At 57.5% G+C, this 22733-nt stretch carries 25 protein-coding genes; 13 read left to right on the plus strand and 12 right to left on the minus strand.

The window, feature by feature from the left end; genetic code table 11:
• Positions 1-185: 185 nt before the first annotated feature.
• The 3 genes from KOL70_RS01230 to KOL70_RS01240 all read left to right on the plus strand — a co-directional run bounded on the left by KOL70_RS01230 (position 186) and on the right by KOL70_RS01240 (position 2603).
• Positions 186-425, plus strand: coding sequence for a DUF1272 domain-containing protein (locus KOL70_RS01230; RefSeq protein ID WP_215480096.1), 240 nt, complete (start codon positions 186-188; stop codon positions 423-425).
• 779 nt (positions 426-1204) lie between these two features.
• Positions 1205-1666 carry an RcnB family protein gene (locus KOL70_RS01235; protein WP_215480097.1) on the plus strand — a complete coding sequence of 154 codons (462 nt, stop codon included), beginning with the start codon at positions 1205-1207 and terminating at the stop codon, positions 1664-1666.
• Positions 1667-1775: 109 nt separating this feature from the next.
• Positions 1776-2603, plus strand: coding sequence for a Cof-type HAD-IIB family hydrolase (locus KOL70_RS01240; RefSeq protein WP_215480926.1), 828 nt, complete (start codon positions 1776-1778; stop codon positions 2601-2603).
• Positions 2604-2637: 34 nt separating this feature from the next.
• Here KOL70_RS01240 and KOL70_RS01245 read toward each other — a convergent pair whose 3' ends face one another.
• Positions 2638-3783, minus strand: coding sequence for an iron-containing alcohol dehydrogenase (locus tag KOL70_RS01245; RefSeq protein ID WP_371824649.1), 1146 nt, complete (start codon positions 3781-3783; stop codon positions 2638-2640).
• A 277-nt stretch (positions 3784-4060) separates the two neighbouring features.
• On the opposite strand from KOL70_RS01245, the gene gntT reads away from it, so the two are divergent.
• Positions 4061-5377, plus strand: a complete 1317-nt coding sequence (gene gntT, locus KOL70_RS01250; protein WP_021508602.1) for a gluconate transporter — start codon at positions 4061-4063, stop codon at positions 5375-5377.
• A 33-nt stretch (positions 5378-5410) separates the two neighbouring features.
• Here gntT and KOL70_RS01255 read toward each other — a convergent pair whose 3' ends face one another.
• The 3 genes from KOL70_RS01255 to KOL70_RS01265 form a co-directional block, all read right to left on the minus strand.
• A complete protein-coding gene (locus tag KOL70_RS01255) occupies positions 5411-6493 on the minus strand; it encodes a malate/lactate/ureidoglycolate dehydrogenase (protein ID WP_215480099.1) in 1083 nt (360 codons plus the stop codon).
• A 101-nt stretch (positions 6494-6594) separates the two neighbouring features.
• On the minus strand, positions 6595-6840 hold the full coding sequence (locus KOL70_RS01260) for a hypothetical protein (protein ID WP_021508600.1): 246 nt from the start codon (positions 6838-6840) through the stop codon (positions 6595-6597).
• A gap of 374 nt (positions 6841-7214) precedes the next feature.
• A complete protein-coding gene (locus KOL70_RS01265) occupies positions 7215-7400 on the minus strand; it encodes a hypothetical protein (protein ID WP_058757910.1) in 186 nt (61 codons plus the stop codon).
• A gap of 398 nt (positions 7401-7798) precedes the next feature.
• On the opposite strand from KOL70_RS01265, the gene pagP reads away from it, so the two are divergent.
• From pagP to KOL70_RS01280, 3 genes are all read left to right on the plus strand, one after another.
• Positions 7799-8371, plus strand: coding sequence for a lipid IV(A) palmitoyltransferase PagP (gene pagP / locus KOL70_RS01270; RefSeq protein ID WP_021508599.1), 573 nt, complete (start codon positions 7799-7801; stop codon positions 8369-8371).
• Between the two features lie 150 nt (positions 8372-8521).
• Positions 8522-8731, plus strand: a complete 210-nt coding sequence (gene cspE, locus KOL70_RS01275) for a transcription antiterminator/RNA stability regulator CspE (RefSeq protein WP_010615627.1) — start codon at positions 8522-8524, stop codon at positions 8729-8731.
• Positions 8732-9089: 358 nt separating this feature from the next.
• On the plus strand, positions 9090-9515 hold the full coding sequence (locus tag KOL70_RS01280; RefSeq protein WP_021508597.1) for a GNAT family N-acetyltransferase: 426 nt from the start codon (positions 9090-9092) through the stop codon (positions 9513-9515).
• On the opposite strand, the gene KOL70_RS01285 is transcribed toward KOL70_RS01280, so the two are convergent.
• A complete protein-coding gene (locus KOL70_RS01285) occupies positions 9499-10854 on the minus strand; it encodes an aminotransferase class I/II-fold pyridoxal phosphate-dependent enzyme (protein ID WP_215480100.1) in 1356 nt (451 codons plus the stop codon). The genes KOL70_RS01280 and KOL70_RS01285 overlap by 17 nt on opposite strands.
• Before the next feature lie 136 nt (positions 10855-10990).
• Between KOL70_RS01285 and KOL70_RS01290 the strand changes: the two genes are divergently transcribed.
• The 6 genes from KOL70_RS01290 (at position 10991) to tatE (ending at position 15682) form a co-directional block, all read left to right on the plus strand.
• On the plus strand, positions 10991-11950 hold the full coding sequence (locus KOL70_RS01290) for a nitrate ABC transporter substrate-binding protein (RefSeq protein WP_150360913.1): 960 nt from the start codon (positions 10991-10993) through the stop codon (positions 11948-11950).
• Positions 11951-11952: 2 nt separating this feature from the next.
• A complete protein-coding gene (locus KOL70_RS01295; protein WP_211726313.1) occupies positions 11953-12747 on the plus strand; it encodes a deaminated glutathione amidase in 795 nt (264 codons plus the stop codon).
• A 22-nt stretch (positions 12748-12769) separates the two neighbouring features.
• Positions 12770-13657 (plus strand): ABC transporter substrate-binding protein, encoded by an 888-nt coding sequence (locus KOL70_RS01300; protein WP_058769431.1) that lies wholly within the window; start codon positions 12770-12772, stop codon positions 13655-13657.
• A complete protein-coding gene (locus tag KOL70_RS01305; RefSeq protein WP_058757905.1) occupies positions 13654-14613 on the plus strand; it encodes an amino acid ABC transporter permease in 960 nt (319 codons plus the stop codon). Before KOL70_RS01300 ends, KOL70_RS01305 begins: the two co-directional genes overlap by 4 nt.
• Positions 14610-15380: an amino acid ABC transporter ATP-binding protein gene (locus tag KOL70_RS01310; RefSeq protein WP_058757904.1), complete on the plus strand. Its 771-nt coding sequence runs from the start codon at positions 14610-14612 to the stop codon at positions 15378-15380. Before KOL70_RS01305 ends, KOL70_RS01310 begins: the two co-directional genes overlap by 4 nt.
• A 98-nt stretch (positions 15381-15478) precedes the next feature.
• Positions 15479-15682 carry a twin-arginine translocase subunit TatE gene (gene tatE / locus KOL70_RS01315; protein WP_010618871.1) on the plus strand — a complete coding sequence of 68 codons (204 nt, stop codon included), beginning with the start codon at positions 15479-15481 and terminating at the stop codon, positions 15680-15682.
• Between the two features lie 77 nt (positions 15683-15759).
• On the opposite strand, the gene KOL70_RS01320 is transcribed toward tatE, so the two are convergent.
• From KOL70_RS01320 to mrdB, 7 genes are all read right to left on the minus strand, one after another.
• Positions 15760-16809 carry a hypothetical protein gene (locus KOL70_RS01320; protein WP_215480101.1) on the minus strand — a complete coding sequence of 350 codons (1050 nt, stop codon included), beginning with the start codon at positions 16807-16809 and terminating at the stop codon, positions 15760-15762.
• 156 nt (positions 16810-16965) lie between these two features.
• Positions 16966-17931, minus strand: coding sequence for a lipoyl synthase (gene lipA, locus KOL70_RS01325; protein ID WP_058757902.1), 966 nt, complete (start codon positions 17929-17931; stop codon positions 16966-16968).
• A 176-nt stretch (positions 17932-18107) separates the two neighbouring features.
• Complete coding sequence (lipB, locus tag KOL70_RS01330; protein WP_215480102.1) at positions 18108-18758, minus strand: lipoyl(octanoyl) transferase LipB; 651 nt, start codon at positions 18756-18758, stop codon at positions 18108-18110.
• Positions 18759-18827: 69 nt separating this feature from the next.
• On the minus strand, positions 18828-19091 hold the full coding sequence (gene ybeD / locus KOL70_RS01335; protein WP_010618866.1) for a DUF493 family protein YbeD: 264 nt from the start codon (positions 19089-19091) through the stop codon (positions 18828-18830).
• Between the two features lie 93 nt (positions 19092-19184).
• On the minus strand, positions 19185-20396 hold the full coding sequence (gene dacA, locus KOL70_RS01340) for a D-alanyl-D-alanine carboxypeptidase DacA (protein WP_021508587.1): 1212 nt from the start codon (positions 20394-20396) through the stop codon (positions 19185-19187).
• A gap of 118 nt (positions 20397-20514) precedes the next feature.
• Complete coding sequence (gene rlpA, locus KOL70_RS01345) at positions 20515-21609, minus strand: endolytic peptidoglycan transglycosylase RlpA (RefSeq protein ID WP_215480103.1); 1095 nt, start codon at positions 21607-21609, stop codon at positions 20515-20517.
• A gap of 10 nt (positions 21610-21619) precedes the next feature.
• Positions 21620-22732, minus strand: a complete 1113-nt coding sequence (gene mrdB, locus KOL70_RS01350) for a peptidoglycan glycosyltransferase MrdB (protein ID WP_031279886.1) — start codon at positions 22730-22732, stop codon at positions 21620-21622.
• Between the last annotated feature and the right edge of the window lies 1 nt (position 22733).

The raw sequence follows: 22733 nt of genomic DNA on the forward strand, positions 1-22733 counted from the left end.
CCTCGCAGATAAACGTAGCGAATGAACTATAGAACGGCTTTTGCGGAATGTAATGTTTTTAGCGCGCAAGGCAAGGCGTGCAGGATGAAAAGCTGTCCCGATCTGTCCGCGCGATGTCCGCTCACAGGCTGGCGCGCCAGGGCGGCGGCGGCGATGATAGCCCTGAACCCTGACAGGAGAGTGCCATGCTGGAATTACGTCCTAACTGTGAATGCTGCGATAAAGATCTGCCGCCGGCCTCGCCTGATGCGCGCATCTGCTCGTTTGAGTGCACGTTTTGTGTCGACTGCGCTGAAGGCGTGCTGGCGCAGCGTTGCCCGAATTGCGCGGGTGAACTGGTACGGCGGCCGATACGTCCGGCGCAGGCGCTGCTGCGCCATCCGGCTGCAACTCAGCGATATCCTGTAACTGCACCACCTCGCTAAATTCGCCAGCGCAATTGGATTAATAGCCGGCGCATAATTATTGTGCGCCCGCTTGCTGGTTATTTAACCTTACGCTTCAGCGCAGTGAAAAATTAGCGTTATATTAATCACGCACATCGATTAATTGCCAGGACAGCAATAGGGCTCTCGTTATCAATGAAATGTGCCGGCCAGCTAGTTTGCCGGTCGGCTTAAATGTCGGCATAACTAAAAAATAGTATGGCTTAATTTTTACCGATTAAATTCAATGGATTGTGATTTTTTGTCGATATCTTATACGGGGTGGCTATATTTCCTGACGACAGCTGGTCAGAGCACGGACCTTATTTCCTTTCGCGTTATTTATGTTTGATGGTTATTTTTGCTGTCATGAAGTTTTTTACGGTTTTTTCTGAAAATAGAAGTTTTCTGAAAGTATTTTGCCCTGATGAATGTTATTCTTTCCGGGCAATGCTAGTGATGTGGCGTTGTGTGCTTCAGTTTTACCCTCTTTTTAGCAGGGTTTCCCCGCTTTATGCTTTTTATGGAAATAGCATTGTCCGCCCGATCCCCGCGATCGGGTTTTCTTTATTCCCGCTGAATTAACTGCTTATTTCCCTGCCAGCCTTATCGTGCCACGCCACCATAAAGTCTCCACAATCGTTAAGAAAGCGCTAACCTGGCGTAATGTATTGTAAGTCACCGATTTTTAAGAGTTTTGGAAATGCTGTTTTAGCTTTGTTTAGGTAATAGTAAGCCTCAACGGCGCGCAGACTGCCGTTATCCCTGGAGGTAACACCATGAAAAAAACAACACTTACGATTATTGCGTCATTTATTGCATGCAGCACACTGTTTTCCAGCGTCTCCTGGGCCGACGGTCCCGGTGACCATCGCTGGGACCCGCACGGCGGCGACCGCCATCAGGAACGCGGCCCGGGTCCCGATCATCATGACCGTCGTGACTTTGGCCACGATCGCGGACCGGGCCCGGATCGTCACGATCACTATGCTGATCATCGTATGCCGGAGGGACATCGCGGCGGCGATCGCTTTGCCTGGCGCGGTCATGATTTTCGCCGTGGTTTTCCGGCACCGCCAGAGTTTCGCGGTCCACACTATCGCGTCGACGACTGGCGGGCACGCGGTCTGTATGAGCCGCCGCGCGGCGAGCACTGGGCCTTTATCGACGGAAATTATGTGTTAGTGGCGGCCGCGACCGGCATTATCACCGCCATTTTGCTGAATAACGCATTTAACTAATCCTGCCGCACGGATGGCGACGGCCATCCGTGTTTCTCTCCGCTTTCACCGTTCACCAGGTTATTCTCTGGACAACCCGTTTTTCCTTTCAACGCGTTAAGGAGTCATGATGACCATGGTAAAAATGGTGGCGGTGGATATGGACGGCACCTTTCTCGACGATAAAAAACAGTACAACCGGGCACGTTTTCAGGCCTGCTATCAGGAGATGAAGCGGCGCGGCATCAAATTTGTGGTCGCCAGCGGTAATCAGTATTACCAGCTCAAATCCTTCTTTCCCGACATCGCCAGTGAGATCGCCTTTGTCGCCGAAAATGGCGCGTGGATCCTCGATAGGGATGAGGAGCTGTTCTGCGGCGCGTTCTCGCGCGAGGACGTTAATGCCGTGCTCGATACCCTGCAGCGCGGTAACTATCCCAACCTGAAATACATCCTCTGCGGCCGCAACAGCGCTTATCACTTCAACACCATGGATGAGCAGTGGCTGGTCAAAATGCGTCACTACTGCCATCGCCTCAAGGCGATCGATAGCCTCGCTGACGTGGGCGATGACCGGCTGTTCAAATTTGCGCTGAATCTGTCCGATGATTATGTCGATATTCTGATGGCTGATATTGAGCGTCTGCATCAGGGCGCGGCGGCGGCGACCTCCAGCGGGCACGGCTCGGTGGATTTGATTGTGCCCGGCTTGCACAAAGCCAACGGTCTGCGCCTGCTGCAGCAGCGCTGGGACATCAGCAGCGATGAGGTGCTGGCGTTTGGTGACGGCGGCAACGATCTGGAGATGCTGGTGCAGTCGCGCTTCAGCTTTGCCATGCAGAATGCGCCGCAGCAGGTCAAAGACGCTGCGCGCTACGGCGCACCGTCCAATAACCAGGAAGGCGTGCTGCAGGTGATTGAGCAGATGCTGGCGGGGGAAGGGCCGTTTGCTGGCTGAATAAGCAACAGGCAGCATGCGCTGCCTGAAAGGCTCAGACGACGCGCCACGCGGCGGTAATCATCTCCGTGAGCGTGGCGGGATCATAATTGACCCAGCCGTTTTTGCTGTTGGCGCGCGCCACAATCCAGTCGACCTCTTCCGCGGCGAGGGTGGGTCCTTCCAGCCAGAACGGCACGATAGCCTGCTGCTGCAGCCAGGCTTTCAGCGCCAGCGCCGGCGGTGCCGTTTCATCGGGCAGCAGGCGTTCAGCCAGCGCCGCCATTAGCCGCTGCTGTTCGGGGTGCGCGCTCTCCGCCAGTACATCAAGGAACGGGAACAGCAGACGACCGCAGACTTCGCCGTGATGGAACGGTTTAATCGCCCCCAGCTCGCCGGCAATACCGTGGATCACCCCCAAACCGGCGCTGCTCAGGCTGACGCCGCCGAGCCATGATGCCATCATCATCGCTTCACGTGCCGCATCGCCGCGGCTGTCGTCCTGATTGAGGTACGGCCACGCCTGCATGAACAGTTGCAGCCCGTTGAGCGCGTTTTGCTGACTGAACAGGTTGCCCTTGCGTGACAGATAAGCCTCGAACAGGTGGGTAAAGGCATCAATGGCGCAGGTAGCCAGTACACGATCCGGCGCACCTTTGAGCAGATCGGGATCGAGAATCGCCACCTGCGGCACAAACACCGGATGGCGCAGTGAGGCCTTCACCTTAATGTGCTGCTGATCGGTTACCACCGCATTCTGCGTGACTTCGCTGCCGGTGCCGGCGGTGGTAGGAATGGCGATCAGCGGCAGCGTGACCGCCTGTACCGGCGTATCGCCCACTTTCTCGAGGTAGCGCGCGATATTCAGCGGATGCTGCATCATGGCGCCAAACGCTTTGGCCGCATCCAGCACGCTGCCGCCGCCGATGGCGACAACGCGATCGACGTGGCCACGCCAGCGCGTCACCCAGCCATCGATTTCGTCTGGCGAGGCTTCATGGCTGACAATTTCATAGCCCAGAATGTGATCGTTCAGCGTCGCGCCCAGGCGTGCCCACGCCGGACTGTTGAGAAATGAGCGGCCGCAGAACAGCAGAGTGGGCTGCGGATTCGCCGCCAGCAGCGGGACTAGGCGGTCGATGCTGCCACGGCCAAACAGGGTTTGTTGATTACTGTACAGCTGAATCAGATTCTCACTCACCTGCAGATCCTTATCGGTTGGCATAAAACAGCTAGTGTAACCAAAAGCCACGCCGCTGCCGGGGCAAACATTCTGATAACCCTCCGACAAAAAGTTGATCACCTTCGCAAAACAGAAATTCACCCGCTGCACCAGGTGCTTTCCCGTCAATGTTACCCTTAACATGATACCGGTAACAGGATGTCGCATTCTGAAACATCTGGCACTGATAACCCCTTTGTCCCATTACAACAAACCGCTGCCGGTAATACGCCGAGCGCAAAAGTGGAGAAAAATTATGCCATTACTCTATGTGGCAATTGGCGTGGCGTTACTGCTGCTGCTGATGATTCGCTTCAAACTTAACGGCTTCATCGCGCTGATTCTGGTGGCACTGGCGGTGGGCATGATGCAGGGCATGCCGGTCAATAAAGTGATTGGATCGATCAAAACCGGCGTCGGCGGTACCCTGGGCAGCCTGGCGCTGATCATGGGCTTTGGCGCGATGCTGGGGAAACTGCTGGCCGACTGCGGCGGTGCGCAGCGTATCGCCACCACGCTGATCGAAAAATTCGGCCAGAAGCACATTCAGTGGGCGTTGGTACTCACCGGCTTCACCGTGGGCTTCGCGCTGTTTTATGAAGTCGGGTTCGTGCTGATGCTGCCGCTGGTGTTCAGCATTGCTGCGTCGGCGCGCGTGCCGCTGCTGTATGTCGGCGTGCCAATGGCGGCCGCCTTATCCGTCACGCACGGCTTTCTGCCGCCGCATCCGGGTCCGACCGCGATTGCCACGTTATTTAATGCCGACATGGGTAAAACCCTGCTGTACGGTACGCTGCTGGGTATTCCGACGGTGATTCTGGCCGGGCCGGTGTATGCGCGTTTCCTGAAAGGCATTGATAAGCCGATTCCGGAAGGGCTGTGGAACCCGAAAACTTTCAGCGAAGCGGAGATGCCGGGTTTTGGCGTTAGCGTGTGGACGGCGCTGGTGCCGGTGATCCTGATGGCGCTGCGTGCCGTGGCAGAAATGCTGCTGCCGAAAGGCCATGTGCTGCTGCCGTATGCGGAATTTTTTGGCGATCCGATCATGGCGACGCTGATTGCGGTGCTGATTGCCATCTTCACCTTTGGCCTTAACCGTGGCCGCAGCATGGATGAGGTGATGGGCACCATCACTGACTCGATCAAAATCATTGCCATGATGCTGTTGATCATCGGCGGCGGTGGCGCCTTTAAACAGGTGCTGGTGGACAGTGGCGTGGATAAATACATCGCCGGCATGATGCATGAAACCAACGTCTCGCCAATCTTTATGGCGTGGTCAATTGCGGCAGTGCTGCGTATTGCGCTGGGATCTGCCACCGTCGCGGCGATTACCGCCGGCGGCATTGTGGCACCGCTGATTGCCACCAGCGGCGCCAGCCCGGAGCTGATGGTCATTGCCGTCGGTTCCGGCAGTGTCATCTTCTCGCACGTCAACGATCCGGGTTTCTGGCTGTTCAAGGAGTACTTCAACCTGACCATCGGTGAAACTATTCGCTCGTGGTCGGCGCTGGAAACCATCATCTCGGTGTGCGGTCTGCTGGGCTGTTTGCTGCTGTCCGCTGCGCTGTAACCGGCTGAGGCACCGCGCCTCAGCCCCGGCGGCTTACTGCGCTAAGGCGCGGAAGGCCGCCAGTTCGTCCTCCGGCATGCCAGCCTGGCGTGCCGCTGCGCAAATCTGCTGCCAGCTGTTGCTGTCCAGCGGAATGCCCTCGCGTTCACGTGCTGCCCGATTGCGCGTTTCCCATTCGCCTGGCACCAGAATCTCCGCCTCACCACTTTGCGGTGAACGCCTGACCCACGCGAGAAATTCTTCGGCTTCCTGCTGCATCGCCGGTGCGTCAAACGCGTCTGGGTTCAGGATAATGGTGGTCATGCCGTTAAAGATGGCGTCAGTGCCGGTGAGCAGCGTGGCGTCATGCGTAGTGCGACCGCCGGACAGCGCGCCGCCAAGGATTTCGCACATCGTCGCCAGCGCATAGCCTTTGTGCAGGCCGAAGGCGGTCAACGCGCCATACGGCGACTGATGCATCACACCCGGATCGGTGGTCGGCTGGCCCTGCGCATCAAGCAAATAGCCCGGCGCGACCGGCTGACCTTTGTTATACGCCACACGCGTTTTACCAAAGGCGATGCCGCTGGTAGCAAAGTCCAGCAGCAGCGGTTCGCCGTCGCGACGCGGAAACACCGCGCAGAACGGATTGGTGCCGAAGCGGCGATCGCTGCCGTTAAACGGCGCCACCATTGGATCGCCCATCACATTAACGAAGTGAAAGGAGACAAAGCCCGCTGCGGCACACTGCTCCGCCCAGTGACCGATACGGCCAATGTGGTGCGAATGATGCAGGCCGACCGCCGCAAGGCCAAACCTGTTCGCCCGCTCAATGCCGTGCTGCATGGCCTCGTACGCGGCCACCTGGCCAAAGCCTTTCTGGCCATTAAGGGTGAGGACCGCGCCAGCGTCTTTTTCGATGCTGACGTGCTGATTGAGCTGTAGAAAGCCCTGCGTCAGCGAGGCCATGTAGCTCGGTATCATACCGACGCCGTGGGAGTCATGGCCCGCGAGGTTAGCAGCAACAAGATGGTCAGCCACCAGGCGCGCTTCTTCGGCACTGCTACCGGCATGCAGCCAGATAGCCTGAACAAACTGATGTAAGCGGGAAGGGGAAACTCGATGCAGTTCAGTCACGCGGTTAATCTCCTTATGGGGGGAGAGAGCATCCTGCGCTGAAATGGATAATAACCGCAAGTAAGGGCTGATAAAGGGCCACAACACGTGGCCCAACAAACTCAGTGCGGCTGTTCGAAGCCGGCTTTAACCATCTGTTCACGCAGTGCGCGTGCAATTTCACGGTTCCCACCCGTGATTGGATAAATAACGTTGTTGACGACATCGTCAAGATAATGCTCATCAAACTCTTGCAGGGTGAGCTGCGTACCGCCTTCGTCATTAATCGCAATGCTGCCACGAATGTGACTGCCATGATCCTTTGCCTTGAGGCTGTAACGACCCATGCTGGTATTAATCGTGCTCATATCATCTCCTTGTTACGTAGACATAGCGAACAATTGAGGCCTGCTACAGGCGCTGTAATTTTAGACAATCAGCGCGCTACGCGTGCGGCGGGATAGCAACTTAAGCGATAAGCTGCGACCGGGCTCGCAGAAAAAAAGAGCAGGTAACAGTCTCTGAGGCAAGTGACTGGGATCGCGCTCGCAGCGCCCAGCGAAGCCGGAATAATCATCTATACTGAATGCACGATGCGTTATTTTTCATCCTGAAGGAGCGAACAATGAAAATAATACTGTGGATTATTGCCATTATCTTTATTGTCGGGTTACTGACGATTACTGGCGTGTTTAAACTGATTTTCTGACGCGTTCAGGCACCCGCCGGGTGCCTGAAAACATTATTCAACGTGACGGGCGGCAGAAGCAGAGTGCAGGGATGACAGCGGGATCACATCGCGCAGGCTGATCGGCTTGCCGCACGCGGCGCAACAGGCGCCGTGATGATCGGGATCGTCGACCTTTTCCTTGCCGGGTACTGTATAAAAAAATTTGGCGCAACCGCAGCGGCTGCAACGAATTGTCATCTCAGTTCCTCCTCTCTCCGTCCTGGAGTGATGAGATTTATCTCAATCATCGGGTGAGTTCAATTGATAAATTTTATTAATTTATTCATGAAATCAATTTGCATGGATAAGTTGCTGAATATTAAGTAATCACCCTAAGTAATCATCAACTGAGCAGTGCATTTTCTGCACCTTTTACCCTCTGCGTTTTGTTTATTTGCCGTTTCGACTCCGTTCGCGCAGTGAGGTAAAATTAACCAGCTGATTGCCAGCAGAGCCGGGTGCTACTGGCGCCACTGTGGCGCGCGCGCTGTACACGCTCGTGGCATCAGCCATTAACCCACGGCAGCACGGTGCGGCGCGATGTGGCGCTACGCGGTGCCTGCCGGATACAGGATGATTTAACAGGAAGCATTGTTGTGAACTGGCGTATTTCTGCAGCCTTTTGTGGCTGTATTTTGACTTCATCGGTCTCTTTTTCGACACCAGCGGCAACCACAGGCGAAGCGATTAAATCGGGCTGGAATACCTTCTCCGATAACGTGGCGCAAACCTGGACACAACCGCAAAATTACGATCTTTACGTCCCGGCTATCACCTGGCACAACCGCTTTACTTACGATGATGAACACATCAAAAAGTACAACGAGCGGCCGTGGGGCGCGGGCGGTGGCGTTTCGCGCTGGGATGAAAAGGGCAACTGGCACGGCCTGTATGCCATGGCGTTCAAAGACTCGTTTAACAAGTGGGAGCCCATCGCCGGCTACGGCTGGGAAGCGACCTGGCGACCGCTGAACGATCAGAATTTCCATTTGGGCGCCGGTTACACCGCGGGTGTGACGGCCAGGGATAACTGGCGATATATCCCGGTTCCGCTGGTATTGCCGCTGGCTTCGATAGGGTATGGCCCGGCAACCTTCCAAATGACTTACATTCCAGGCACTTATAACAACGGCAACGTCTATTTTGCCTGGTTAAGATTTCAGTTTTAATCGCTGAAGATGCGCAGAAAGTGTGAAGGGCATGGAAAAAATCAATATTTATCACTTTTTCATCAATTCGCGCTGGACAAATGTCACTGCAATTGCTGTACTAGATGCCGACACAGTTTAGTGTCCATTTTTCATGTAAAGGTAATATAGATGTCCAAGATCAAAGGTAACGTTAAGTGGTTTAATGAGTCCAAAGGATTCGGTTTCATTACTCCAGAAGATGGCAGCAAAGATGTATTCGTACACTTCTCTGCTATCCAGAGCAACGGCTTCAAAACTCTGGCTGAAGGTCAGCGTGTAGAGTTTGAAATCACCGACGGCGCTAAAGGCCCATCTGCTGCTAACGTTACCGCTCTGTAAGTTAACAGTCAGAATTTTAAAAACCCGCCTGATGGCGGGTTTTTTTTGTGCTTTTTTCAGCCCTGCCACCAGCTAATGGCCCAGGCGATAATCACCAGCGTACTAAGCGACAGCGCCAGCCATTCATTAAAACAGTGCGGTACCAGATTCTTCATGTGCCATGCCTCGCAACTTCATTTATGCCAGCATGGCAAAGCAAGATTAAGCCAGCCTTAAGCCAGCGTGACAGCGGCATGACAAGGCACATTCTGCGGCGTCGCTCACAGATAATTCCCGTAACATACTCATAACAAAGCTTACTTGCAGATTTTTTAGCTGCAACGCTATATAACAGCAGTCAGGGAACGGAGGAGGCAGGATGAACATACGTGAAGCACAGGCCAAAGACAGCTTTGCCCTGAGTGCACTGTTAACCGAGCTGGGTTATCGCGGCACGGAAAAATTTATCAGCGATCGGCTGGCGCAATTGTGCGCCCATCCCGACGAGACGCTGCTGGTGGCGGAACACGGTAACCAGGTGCTGGGATTTCTTTCGCTGCACTTCATTCCGCAGCTGGCATTAGCGGGCGATTTCGCGCGCATCAGCTATTTCTGTATCGCCGAGGGCGAGCGCAGTAAAGGCAGCGGCCAGCAACTGCTGAACCACGCCGAGCAACTGGCGCGCGCCCGCGGCTGCGACCGCATGGAAGTGCATTGTCACGCCTCGCGACTGAAAGCCAACCAGTTTTATGCGCGTGAAGGCTACGTTGAGTCGCCACGCTATCACATCAAAGATCTGGGCTGATATTAAGCTCGCGTCCGCAGGCAATCACTAACGCATCGGCGATGCTGTCGAGCTGATCGGCCGGCAGCCGCGCAATGCTGACGCGAATGAACTGTCCGCTGTTGATGCTGCAGCGTTCGCCTGGCAGCACGGTGATGCCCCGGGCGGCGAGGGTGATCATGGCATACTGCTCTGACGCCACCGGCAGCATCACGCTCAGGCCGTCGCGATCTTCCTGTACCAGCCCGCGCCGCGCCAGTGCGGCCAGCAACTGCTGACGGCGCGCGGCATACGTGCCTTTGGCCTGCTGTATGCGCTGCTGGGTGGGCGCATCGCTTAGCATCCAGGCCACCGCATCCTGCAAAATACGGCTGGTCCAGCTGACCCCGAAGTTACGCCACGACTGCAGCCGTTTCACCAGTTCTGCCGTGCCGGATACCACCGCCAGCCGCAGATCCGGGCCGTAGGCTTTGGAAAAGGAGTGCACGTGCAACGTACGCTGCGGATAGTGGCGGCCGAGACTCCATACCGGCCAGCGCGACAAATCGCCGATGCCATCATCCTCGACAATCAGGGTGGCACTCTGCGCCAGCACCTGCGCCAGCGCTTCGCTGCGCTGCTGGCTGACGCTGTAGCCGGTCGCCGAGTGGGTGCGTGGCTGATAAATGAACATCGCTGGCGCTTTCTGTAAGTGTGTCGCCAGCACCTCAGGCAGCGGTCCCTGCTCATCACCGGGCAGCGGCAGGATCTCGGCACCGATGTTGTCGAGCATATCCAGCAGACGCGTCGCGGTCGGATCTTCAATCACTACCCGATCGCCGGGTGACAGCAGCGTCTGCACTATCAGGTTCATGGCATCAAAGCCGCCATCGGTCGCCAGCCACGCCTCCGCCGGACAGGGCCAGCGCGGCGCAATGGCCGCCTGCAGCTGTGGCGAAATCGCCTCACGCTGATAGCTATTCAGCTGCGGTGACGCCAGCCCGGCCAGCATCGCCGGGCGCAGATCCGGCAGCAGTGCCGGATCGGGTGCAGCCATCGCCAGCGCGGCTTTGACGTTTTGACCATAGTTGCCAATTTTCTCAAAGCGGACCGGTCGCGGCATCACACTGTTGCCGCATACCCAGATTCCGCTTCGCCCTTTACCCGCCAGCACTTTCTGCTTTTTCAGCTGCGCCCAGGCCGCGGATACCGTGGCCGGACTCACGCCCAGCCGTTCCGCCAAATCGCGCACTGCCGGCATCTGCATGCCCACTGCAATCTGTCCGTCGCGAATCAATGTTGACGCGGCGAGGGTAATGCCTTTTACCGAGGCGTCATTAATCTGCTGGCTGAGCCACTCTGCATCCACAATTTGCGTCATAAGAAAAAGCTTTGTTCAGTAACAAAGAAATGATTGTTCAGATTAGTATTCGCGTTTTAGACTCAAATTCAAGCACAATTTGCAGAAAAAATGCACAGCGCCAGCGTGGCGGCTGAACAAACGGAGAAGCACAACGATGATCACTATCAGACTGGCGGTGCGCGACTGGGATTACTTCACGCCGCTGGCGCTGGGCGATATTCAGCCACAGGGCTTCAGGCTGGTCATTGACCGCGTAGGCACGCTGGTGGATAACCTGGCCAGCAGTGAACACTACGAAGGCGGTGAGGTGTCGTTCAGCCGCTATGCGCAGGCACGGGCGCGCGGCGACGATTCACTGCTCGGCCTGCCGCACTTTCTGATGCGTGGCTTTCGCCAGCGCTGCATCATCACCACCACAACCAGCCCGCTCACCACCCCAGCCCAGCTGAAAGGCAAAAGAATCGGCGTTACCGGCTGGCAGGACTCCGGCAATACCTGGACGCGCACCGTGCTGCGCGAAGCGGGCGTCGATATCAACGACGCCTTCTGGTTTGCCGGACGCCTGACCGCTGATCATCCGATTGTTGACCGGCTGGCGGGATTTGGTCGCCCGGGCCGCATCGAACCGGCGCCGGACGAGCGTCCGCTGATTGAACTGTTGAAAGCCGGCGAGCTGGATGCGGTGTTCACGCCGTTTATGCCTGAGGGTTTTTTCCTGAAAGATTCCGGTCTGCGCCAGCTGCAGGCGGATTTCGTCAGTGCTGAGCGCGACTACTTCAACCGCGTCGGCTATGTGCCCGGTATTCATCTGCTGGCGCTGAAGCCGGCGCTGGCGGCGGCGCATCCGTGGCTGCCGCAGGCGCTGAGCGAGGTGATCGATCGCGCGTATCAGCTGTGGATGCGCAAACGCGAGAAGTACGCGGATACCACGCCGTGGCTGCTGGATGATTTGCGACGCACCGCGCAGGAATTGCCTGCCGACTGGAATCAAAACGGATTTACCGCTAACAAAAGGATGATTGCCGACTTCGCCCGTGAGCTGTTTCAGCAGGGCTTAACCACAACGTTGCTCTCGCCGGAGGAGATTTTCCCGGCGGCGGCCAGAGGGGAGTGAAGATGAAAGTAGCCATGGGGCAGTTCGCCGTTAGCCGCGAATGGCAGGAGAATACCGCCATTTGTCGTGGTCTGATGCAGGATGCGCTGGCGGCGGGCGCCGATCTGCTGGTGCTGCCGGAAGGCGTGCTGGCGCGCGATATCGCCGATCCCGATCTGGTGTTAAAGGCCGCACAGCCGCTGGACGGGCCGTTTGTCAGTCAACTGCTGGAAACCAGCAAAGGTAACGCGCTGACCACCATGATGAGCGTGCACGTGCCGACGCAGGATAACAAAGCGCACAACGTACTGATTGCCCTGCGTAATGGCGAAATCATTGCGCAGTACGTCAAGCTGCATCTGTACGATGCCTTCGCCATGCAGGAGTCGCAGCGGGTTAATCCGGGTGATGCCGTGCCGCCACTGGTTGAGGTGGCCGGTATGAAAGTTGGGCTGATGACCTGCTACGACGTGCGTTTTCCCGAACTGGCGCGCCGGCTGGTGCTGGACGGTGCCGACGTGCTGGTGCTGCCTTCCGCCTGGGTAAAAGGACCGTTAAAGGAGATGCACTGGGAACTGCTGACCAGTGCGCGCGCGCTGGAAAACACCTGCTACATGGTGGCGGTAGGCGAGTGCGGGCCGCGCAACATTGGTAACAGTCTGGTGGTCGATCCGCTTGGCGTGGTGATTGCTAAGGCACCAGAGTGCGCTGCACTGGTGTTTGCCGAACTGGATCCGGCCCGCATCGCCTACGCCCGCAGCGTGCTGCCGGTACTGGAAAATCGCCGCTTTGCCCGTCCGGAATTGCAATCACTTTGACCTGCCTGGGGGAAACTGACTGATGAAAATGCTTTTAACCGCCATCGCGCTGGCGACCGGCCTGACGGCGAGCGTCGCCCAGGCAGCGGACGCCATTCCGACGCAAAAAATGGATCAGGCGCTGCACGATAGACTGCCGGCGCAGATCAAGCAGGCTGGCAAAATGATCTCGGTAAACAATGGCTCCTTTCCGCCGTATGAGATCGTTAACGGGCCGCACTCAATGGATGGCGCCTCGGCCGATCTTACCGTGGCGCTCGGCCAGCTGCTGGGCGTGAAAATTGAACATGCGACGGTGAGCGGTCTGTCCGGCGTACTGGCCGGCATTAATTCCGGACGCTATCAGATGGCCATCGGGCCAATAGGTGATTATCCGGATCGCCAGCAAAAGGTGGACTTCATCGACTACGTGCAGGAGTTCGTGGTGTTTGGCGTGCAGAAGGGCAATCCGGCGCACATCAACGGTCTGGCAGATACCTGCGGCAAGCGCATCGCGGTAATGGCGGCCGGTTCGGCGGAGCAGGTGATCCGCAAACAGTCAGCCGCCTGTGAGGCTGCGGGCAAACCTGCAGTCGTGGTGCAGTCCTTTACCGATCAGCCTTCATCGATACTGGCGGTGCGCTCGAAGCGTTCGGATGCCTTCTTCTCCTCGCAGGCACCGCTGACCTATTTCATTGAGCAGGCGCAGGGGCAGCTTGAACTGTCTGGTCAGGGGCAGAAAAACGGCTTTGGCGATATCTTTCAGGGCACGGTCGTTCCCAAAGGCTCGCCGCTGGGCGAGGTGGTGCTGGATGCCTACAAAGAACTGTTTGCCAACGGCACCTACGCGGCCATCATGAAAAAGTGGCAGCTGGACGGCAACATGCTGCCGCAGCCGGGACGTAACCTGGCGCAGGAGACGGCAAAATGAGTGCCGTCGGCCCCAACGCGCGCCCCACGGATCAGGGGGACGTGCCGCAGCGCGACGTCGCTTTTGCCCGTAGCGCGCCCGCGTATGGACGCTGGGTTAGCTGGATCGTGGTCCTGACGCTGGCAGCGAATGGTCTGTGGCTGGTGGCGACCAATCCCAATTTTGAGTGGCACGTGGTGCTGCAGTGGTTTACCGAGGGCTCGGTGCTGAAAGGGCTGCAGGTGACGCTCGGGCTGACGGTGGTGTCGATGGTGCTGGGCACCCTGCTGGGGCTGCTGCTGGCGGTCTGGCGGCTGTCAGAGAATAAACTGCTGAGCGGCGTGTCGGCGCTCTACATCTGGTTCTTTCGCGGTACGCCGCTGCTGGTGCAGCTGATATTCTGGTACAACCTGTCGACACTGTTTCCCACGCTTTCGATCACCGTGCCGTGGACGGACATCACCTTTGCCAGCTGGAATACTAACGATCTGATCACGCCGCTGACTGCCGCCATCGCCGGTCTGGCGCTCAACGAGGCTGCCTATATGGCGGAGATTATCCGTGCCGGCCTGCTGTCGGTCGATCACGGTCAGGTTGAAACCACTCAGGCGTTTGGCATGAGCCGCAGCCGCGCGCTGCGGCGTATCATCATTCCACAGGCGATGCGCGCCATTATTCCTCCGACCGGCAACCAGCTGATTAGCATGATCAAAGCCACGTCGCTGGTGAGCGTCATCGCGATGGGCGATCTGCTCTATTCGGTGCAGGCCGTTTATAACCGTACCTTTGAAATCATTCCGATGCTGATGGTGGCGGTGATCTGGTATCTGCTGATTACCTCGATCCTCAACGTCGGCCAGTCAGCCATTGAGCGCTACTACGCGCGCGGCAGCAAACGTACCGTGGTGGTGAACAAACGACGCGCCAGCAGTGACACGGCGCTGGCCGCGGCCCCGCGTTTAAAGGAGGACGTATGAGCGAGATTCAGCCGCTGGTGCGTGCGCGTAATGTGCAAAAGAGCTTCGGTGATAACGCGGTGCTGAAAGGCATCGATCTCGATGTGTTTCCGGGCGAAGTGGTGGTGATTCTCGGGCCTTCGGGCTCAGGCAAGTCGACCTTTCTGCGCTGCATTAATCATCTGGAAGAGATGAATGCCGGCTCGATTATGGTGGGCGACGAGCAGATTGGTTACGCGCTAAAGCGCGGTCTGCTGCATCGCCTGTCGGCGCGGAAAATTGCCCATCAGCGGCAGAAAATCGGCATGGTGTTTCAGCAGTTCAATCTCTATCCCCATATGACGGTACTGCAAAACATCATGGAAGCGCCGATTGGCGTGCACAAGTTCCCACGTGATGAGGTGCTGCAACACGCGCGTGAGCTGCTGGCAACGGTCGGATTGAGCGATAAAGCCGACGCCTGGCCGCGACATTTGTCGGGGGGACAACAGCAGCGCGTGGCGATCGCCCGTGCGCTGGCGATCAAACCGCTGCTGATGCTGTTCGATGAACCGACCTCAGCGCTGGATCCGGAACTGGTGGGGGAAGTGCTGGCTACCATGCGTACGTTAGCCAATCGCGGCCTGACCATGATAGTGGTGACGCATGAGATTGGCTTTGCGCGTGAAGCCGCCGATCGCGTGGTGTTCATGGATGGTGGCGTGGTGGTGGAGCAGGGACCGCCAGAGCAGGTGATTGGCAATCCGCAGCATCCACGTACCCAGGCGTTTCTCAGCCGCTTTATCTGACCGTGAGATCTCACTCTGTTACAGATTGCAGTTGAGCGGAGTGAATAACTGCGCGTTAATAGTGCTGTCCGTTTTTCGCGAAGGTTGAAAGGTAAAATATGGAAGGTATCAGTATTGCCAAACTGCTGATCATCGGTGCGCTTATCGTACTGCTTTTTGGCACCAACAAGTTACGTTCACTGGGTGGCGATCTGGGTTCCGCAATCAAGGGCTTTAAAAAAGCCATGAAAGATGATGAATCCACCGCAACCAAAAGCAGTGCCGAAGAAACGCCTGCTGAACGCGTCGGCCACAAAGAGTAACCTCTGCGCTGAACGTCAATAAGTGTAAATATTTATTACGTTAAAAAACCAGACTGCCACAGTCTGGTTTTCGTTTTTTAGTGCCAGACAATGTGATGTTCCAGCGGTTCATCCCAGCCTGGCAGGTTGCCACCGTGATCGCCGCTGGCGGTTAGCGTGCTGTCAGCGCTGTGCCACTCATCCAGCCATGCTTCGCTGAAGGTCAGCGGCAGAAGAGCGGGCGCAATATCATCCTGCTGCATCGCCAGTTCCATCAGTGCACAATCAATCGCGCTGAGATCGCTGTCATCAATTGGCGTGATAATAGCGGCAGGCTGCGGCAGTACGGTAATCAACTTATTGTAACGGCTGCTGACATGCCCCTGTTCATCGACGAACTCTGCACTGAATACATGCTGTGCCGCGCTTAAATCGGCGGGCTGAGCGAACTGCCAGTGACCCTGTGCGTCGCCCGTTACCACTTCAATCAGCACATTATCGATATAAATAAGCACCTGAGCGCCCGCCGCCAGCGTGCCGCTAAACATTTTCGGCTCACCGCTGTCATCGTAATCCACCGCATAGTCGTGTTGCTGTATGTCGCGCAGCACAGCCACCTCAGGCAGGCTCAGCGGCTGCCGGGCTGGGGGCGTGGGGACCGCCGACGGGTGGGACGTCTGAGGTTCAGCGGCATACCATGCCGCAGGCAGCGCGCTGACCAGCGACAGCGCCGGGCTGAGCGCCGGAACCTCAGGCAGGCTGTGCCAGACGCTCTCGCCGGCGGCCTGCTGGGCTGACTCCAGCGGCGGCAGCGCTGGCAGCAACGGCGTTTCATCCGGCGTTACGCTGCGCAGTTCGGTGAACGGCAGTGCGGGCGCGGGCGCAGACGCAGGCTGCGCGCTTTGCGGCAGGTGCAGATGAATTTCGTCGTAGCGGTGGTCGATGCTGATGGCGGTTGCAAGAAACGCCAGTTCGCACGACGCATGGGGCGTCACGAACGGATTAGTGATATCCATGGGCGTGGTGCGCGCTTTTAGCGCATCCAGGCTTTCGCCCGACGCGCCGCTTCGCGGTCTACCAGAGGATGGACCTGACACATCCGCCGCCCGCATAAAATCGAGCTCATCGATATGAAAGGATGATTGCATAATCTGACCTTTATGAAAAAAACACTGAGAAAATAAAAATTATAAACAGGTTCTTATGGCCTCAGCGGTTAAAGCGACAGACTTGCGGCAGGAATTAAGCGGTTTAAGCAGAATTTTTGCGATTGCGCCGCAGCAGGGCGCAATCGCGGCAGGAGATTACTTCACTTCCAGGCCTTTGGCCTGCATATCAGCGTGATAAGACGAGCGGACGAACGGACCGCAGGCGGCGTGGGTAAAGCCCATCGCCAGCGCTTCCTCTTTCATCTCATCAAATTCAGCCGGGCTGACGTAACGCTGTACCGGCAGGTGGTGACGGCTTGGCTGCAGGTACTGGCCGAGGGTCAGCATGGTGACACCGTGGCGACGCAGATCCCGCATCACCTCGATGATTTCCGCATTGGTTTCCCCGAGACCGACCATCAGACCGGATTTGGTTGGCACGTCCGGATGCGCCTCTTTAAAACGCTCCAGCAGCTTTAGCGACCACTCATAGTTAGCGCCCGGACGCACCTGACGATAGACGCGCGGTACGTTTTCCAGGTTGTGGTTGAACACATCCGGCGGCGTAGCCGTGAGGATCTCCAGCGCGCGATCCATACGCCCGCGGAAGTCCGGCACCAGCGTTTCAATTTTGATGGTCGGGCTTTTCTCGCGGATGGCGCTGATGCAGTCGGCAAAGTGCTGTGCACCGCCGTCACGCAGATCGTCGCGGTCCACCGAGGTGATCACCACATAGCGCAGCGCCATGTCGGCAATGGTTTGTGCCAGCTTCAGCGGCTCGTTGGCGTCCGGCGCGTTTGGCCGACCGTGTGCCACATCGCAGAACGGACAGCGGCGGGTACAGATGGCACCGAGGATCATAAAGGTGGCGGTGCCGTGGTTAAAGCATTCGGCGAGGTTAGGGCAGGAAGCCTCTTCACACACCGAGTGCAGGCCGTTTTTACGCATCGCCGCTTTGATGCCCTGAATGCGGCTGGAATCCGCAGGCAGCTTGATCTTCATCCACTCCGGCTTACGCAGGATTTCCTGGCGTTCGGTGACTACGGTTTTTACCGGAATCAGCGCCATTTTGTCGGCATCGCGATACTTGACGCCACGTTCCATCTGAATTGGTTTACTCATAAATCTGCAGGTTCCGGTCGGGATTGCGATTTGAAAGCTTCCTCACTCAAACTGAGAACCAGGCTTTCAACTTTATTTGAAAAAATTGCAAAAATTATATCATCTCGCCGGGGCAGAAGCAGCCGATAAGCCGTGGCGAAAGTTACAATTTTGTAAATGCGCACGTACGGTCAAGGTCAGCACGCGGCCTCATCATGCCATTCCGTGTCGCTAAAGCCGGTCAGGCGCGCGAAATGCTGCACCAGGCGCGGCTGCACGTCCGCCGGCGTGATGCCGGGCTGGAAGGCGCTGATCTGCGTCATCTGCATGCCGGCATAGCCGCAGGGATTGATGCGCAGGAAGGGCGCCAGATCCATCGCGACATTGAGCGCCAGACCGTGAAACGAGCAGCCTTTACGGATGCGCAGGCCGAGCGAACAGATTTTCGCATCGCCAACGTATACGCCGGGCGCATCCGCACGCGCACGCGCACTGATGTCGTAATCAGCCAGCGTAGCGATGACCGTATCTTCCAGTGCGGTGACCAGATCGCGCACGCCCAGCTTGCGGCGTTTAACGTCAATCAGTACATACATTACCTGCTGGCCCGGGCCGTGATAGGTTACCTGGCCGCCGCGATCGCTCTGTACCACCGGAATATCGCCCGGCACCAGCACATGTTCGGCTTTGCCCGCCTGGCCCTGAGTAAACACCGCGGGGTGTTCTACCAGCCAGAGTTCATCGGCGGTGGCGCTGTCGCGCCGATCGGTAAAGTGATGCATGGCATCGGAGACGGGCTGCCAGTCGCGCTGGCCAAGCTGACGAACAAGAAGCGTATTAGCAGACAAAGCAGAAGTCCGGTAGCGAGTGGAGGGCAGAGTATAACGCTGGCAAAGCGGCCTTTACCAGCGTCAGCATTACAGCACCATGCGCACGATTTCGATGTTGCCCAGCTCTTCGTACAGGGTTTCCACCTGTTCGATGTGGGTGGCGTTAATGGTGATCGACACCGAGTGATAATTGCCTTTGCTGCTGGGCTTAACGTCAGGGCTGTAGTCGCCGGGCGCATGACGCTGCACCACTTCAACCACTTGATCAACCAGCTCCGGTTGCGCCAGGCCCATCACTTTGTAGGTAAAAGGCGTCGGGAATTCGAGCAGTTCATTCAGTTTGGTTTTCATATTAACTCCGGTGCATAAAAAACAGGCTCCCGCCGAAGCGGGAGCAATATAGTAGCTTATCTGGGGACGGATTGGCGATTTTTCAAGCGCGCCTTAGCCGAACCAGTGATGGAACATCAGTTTGATGTAATCGATGATGCGGCTGAAGAAACCGCCTTCCTGCACTTCGTTCAGCACCACCAGCGGACGCTGTTCGATGGTTTTACCATCCAGCTGGAAGTTGATGCTGCCCACGACCTGGTTTTTCTGCAGCGGCGCGTGCAGTTCGGTGTTGTTCAGCACGTAACTGGCCTTGAGGTCTTTCATGCGGCCGCGCGGGATGGTCAGGTAAGCATCTTTTTCCACGCCGAGCTGCACGCGATCGCTGTTGCCAAACCATACCGGCTCAGACGCAAACTCTTTGCCCGCCTTCAGCGGCGCCACGGTTTCGAAGAAGCGGAAGCCCCAGGTCAGCAGCTTTTTACTTTCGGTTTCACGGCCTTTGAAGGTGTGACCGCCCATCACCGCCGAGATCAGACGCATCTGGCCTTCGGTCGCTGACGCCACCAGGTTATAACCGGCGGCTTCGGTGTGGCCGGTTTTGATGCCGTCGACGTTAAGGCTGGTATCCCACAGCAGGCCGTTACGGTTCATCTGGCGGATGTTATTAAAGGTGAACTCTTTCTCTCTGTAGACCGCGTACTCATCCGGCACATCGCGAATCAGCGCCTGACCAATCAGCGCCATGTCACGCGCCGTACTGTACTGACCGTCAGCATCAAGACCGTGCACGGTCTGGAAATGGGTATTTTTCAGGCCCAGCGCGCCCACGTAGTTGTTCATCAGGTTAACGAATGCGTCCTGACTGCCGGCAACGTAATCGGCCATCGCCACGCAAGCGTCGTTACCGGACTGCAGCACAATACCGCGCGTCAGCTGAGAGACCGGTACGCGATCGCCCGGCTTGAGGAACATCAGCGAGGAGCCTTTGAACACCGGATTGCCGGTTGCCCAGGCATCTTTACCGACGGTAACAATGTCATCCTGATGGATTTTGCCCGCTTTGACCGCCTGGCCGATGACGTAGCTGGTCATCATTTTGGTCAGACTGGCCGGGTCGCGGCGCGCGTCCGCGTTCTTTTCCGCCAGCACTTTGCCGGAGTTATAGTCGATTAGCACGTAAGCTTCGGCATCGATGTCCGGCACGCCCGGAATCATGGTTTTCAGATTAACATCATCTGCAAAGGCAACGTGGCTGAGGGAGAGAGCGACCAGTGATCCCACTGTCAGGCGTTTCAGAAAACGAGAAGGTTTCAGCGTATTCATGTTCAGGACTACAGCATCCGTGGGGTTAAGAGTGAAAAAAGTGCCTTACTATAGCAAAGCTGCCATCGTGCGACATCTGGCTTTATGCCTCAATGTCAGCAGGCAAGGGCACGGCCCGTCACATTGACGGGCGGGCCGTGGTAATAAAGGAGCTGATCTGCGCTTCAGTGCTCAGACGCTGCTGCAGCGCGGCGGCCTGAGCCCGGCTGCTGAAACCGCCAAGCTGCACGCGATAGACGTTACCATTGGCTTCCACCGCGCCGGGTACACCAAAGCGCTGGCCAAGGCTGTCCGCCATTTGCCGGGCGCGCGCGGCGTCATTCAGGGCGCCAACCTGTACCACAAAACCGCTGCCGGCATGGGCGCTGGCGTTATGGCTGGCCGGAGCCGGACTCGCTGCCGCAGCCGGTGCGGCAGGGCTGGCGGCAACCGCTGTGGCCGGCGCGCTGCCTTCCAGTACGCCGCTGGCTAACGGCTGCGGTGCGCCGAGAAAGCCGCTGCTCTGCACCGGTGCGCCGATGTTGCCGTTGCTCTGCAGTGAACTGTTATCCACCGCGCGAACGTCCTGTGCGGCAGGGGCTGGCGCGCTGCTGGCACCGGTCATCACCATGCCGCCGCTCAGGTCAGGCCGCGCCGGCAGCGCATAGCTCTGTTTGGCCACGGTGGTGCCGATGGTGCCCGGACCGGATACTGAACCGTCCGGCGCTACCTTGATGTAATCCACCCGTACGCGGGTGTTATTGGAAATATTCAGGCGATCGCCCGCGGCGCGCGACAGGTCAATAATCCGGCCCGGGGTGTAAGGGCCGCGATCGTTAACGCGCACCACAATCTGCCGGCCATTGGCCAGGTTGGTGACGCGCACGTAGCTCGGCAGCGGCAGGGTAGGGTGTGCGGCGCTTAACGCGTCCGGATCGTAGGTTTCACCCAGCGCGGTGCGGTTGCCCTGCGCCTCTTCGCCGTACCATGTTGCCAGACCGACTTCGCTGTAGTTGGACGGATCTTTAATCACCCGGTAGGTTTTGCCGTTGACGCTGTAGTCCTGGCTGGTAGAGGGATTGATCGGCTCATAGCGCGGCTCCACGCCGGGAATCTCCACCACCGGGCCATTATAGGCCGGCTGCGGCGGGGCCGTGTTCGTCTGCTGTTCCGGTGTGGAACAGGCAGCCAGTACCAGTGATGCCAGAGCAACCCCAAGCCAGTCCTTACGCATGTGCAGCCTCTTAAACGCTTTTAGATAACATTTTTCGATGAGTGTGGATCGACATCACGATGCCAAATCCGGCCATTAACACAATCAGCGCCGATCCGCCGTAGCTCACCAGCGGCAGCGGCACGCCAACCACCGGTAAGATACCACTAACCATGCCAATGTTAACGAAAACATACACAAACAGAATCAGCATCAGGCCGCCGGACATCACGCGACCAAAGGTGGTTTGCGCGCGTGCGGCAATCACCAGACCGCGCATGATCAGCAGCAGATAAAGTACCAGCAGCAGCAGGACGCCCACCAGGCCGAGTTCTTCCGCCAGCACCGCGAAGATAAAGTCGGTGTGACGTTCGGGCAGAAACTCCAGCTGCGACTGGGTGCCATGCAGCCAGCCTTTGCCGCGCAGGCCGCCGGAGCCGATAGCAATCTTGGACTGAATAATGTGGTAGCCGGCACCAAGCGGATCGCTCTCCGGATCGAGCAGCATCATCACACGGTCGCGCTGATAATCGTGCATCAGGAAGAACCACAGAATCGGGATGAACGCCGCCACCAGCAGCACGGCCACGCCAATCAGCTTCCAGCTCATGCCCGAGAGGAACAGCACAAACAGGCCGGAGGCGGCGATCAGAATGGAGGTACCGAGGTCCGGCTGCGCCGCCACCAGCAGCGTCGGCATGAAAATCAGCACCAGCGCGATGCCGGTGTTTTTCAGTGTCGGCGGGCAGACATCGCGGTTGATGAAGCGTGCCACCATCAGCGGCACGGCGATTTTAGCGATTTCCGACGGCTGAAAGCGCACAAAACCGAGATCCAGCCAGCGCTGTGCCCCTTTACTGATGTGGCCGAAGGCATCGACCGCCACCAGCAAAATCACGCAGACAATGTAGAGGTAGGGTGCCCAGCTTTCATACACGCGCGGCGGCACCTGCGCCATCACCAGCATGATGATGGTGCCCATGGCAATCTGCCCGAGCTTGCGCTCCATCATGCCCGGATCCTGGCCGCTGGCGCTCCAGATAACAATGGCGCTGTAGGCCAGCAGGCTGATGATGATCAGCATAAACAGCGGGTCGATATGGATACGCGTCCAGATCGTTCTTTTCTGGGGACTATCGTTCATC

It is taken from the genome of Pantoea sp. B270 (assembly GCF_018726825.1).
Taxonomy (GTDB): domain Bacteria; phylum Pseudomonadota; class Gammaproteobacteria; order Enterobacterales; family Enterobacteriaceae; genus Pantoea; species Pantoea dispersa.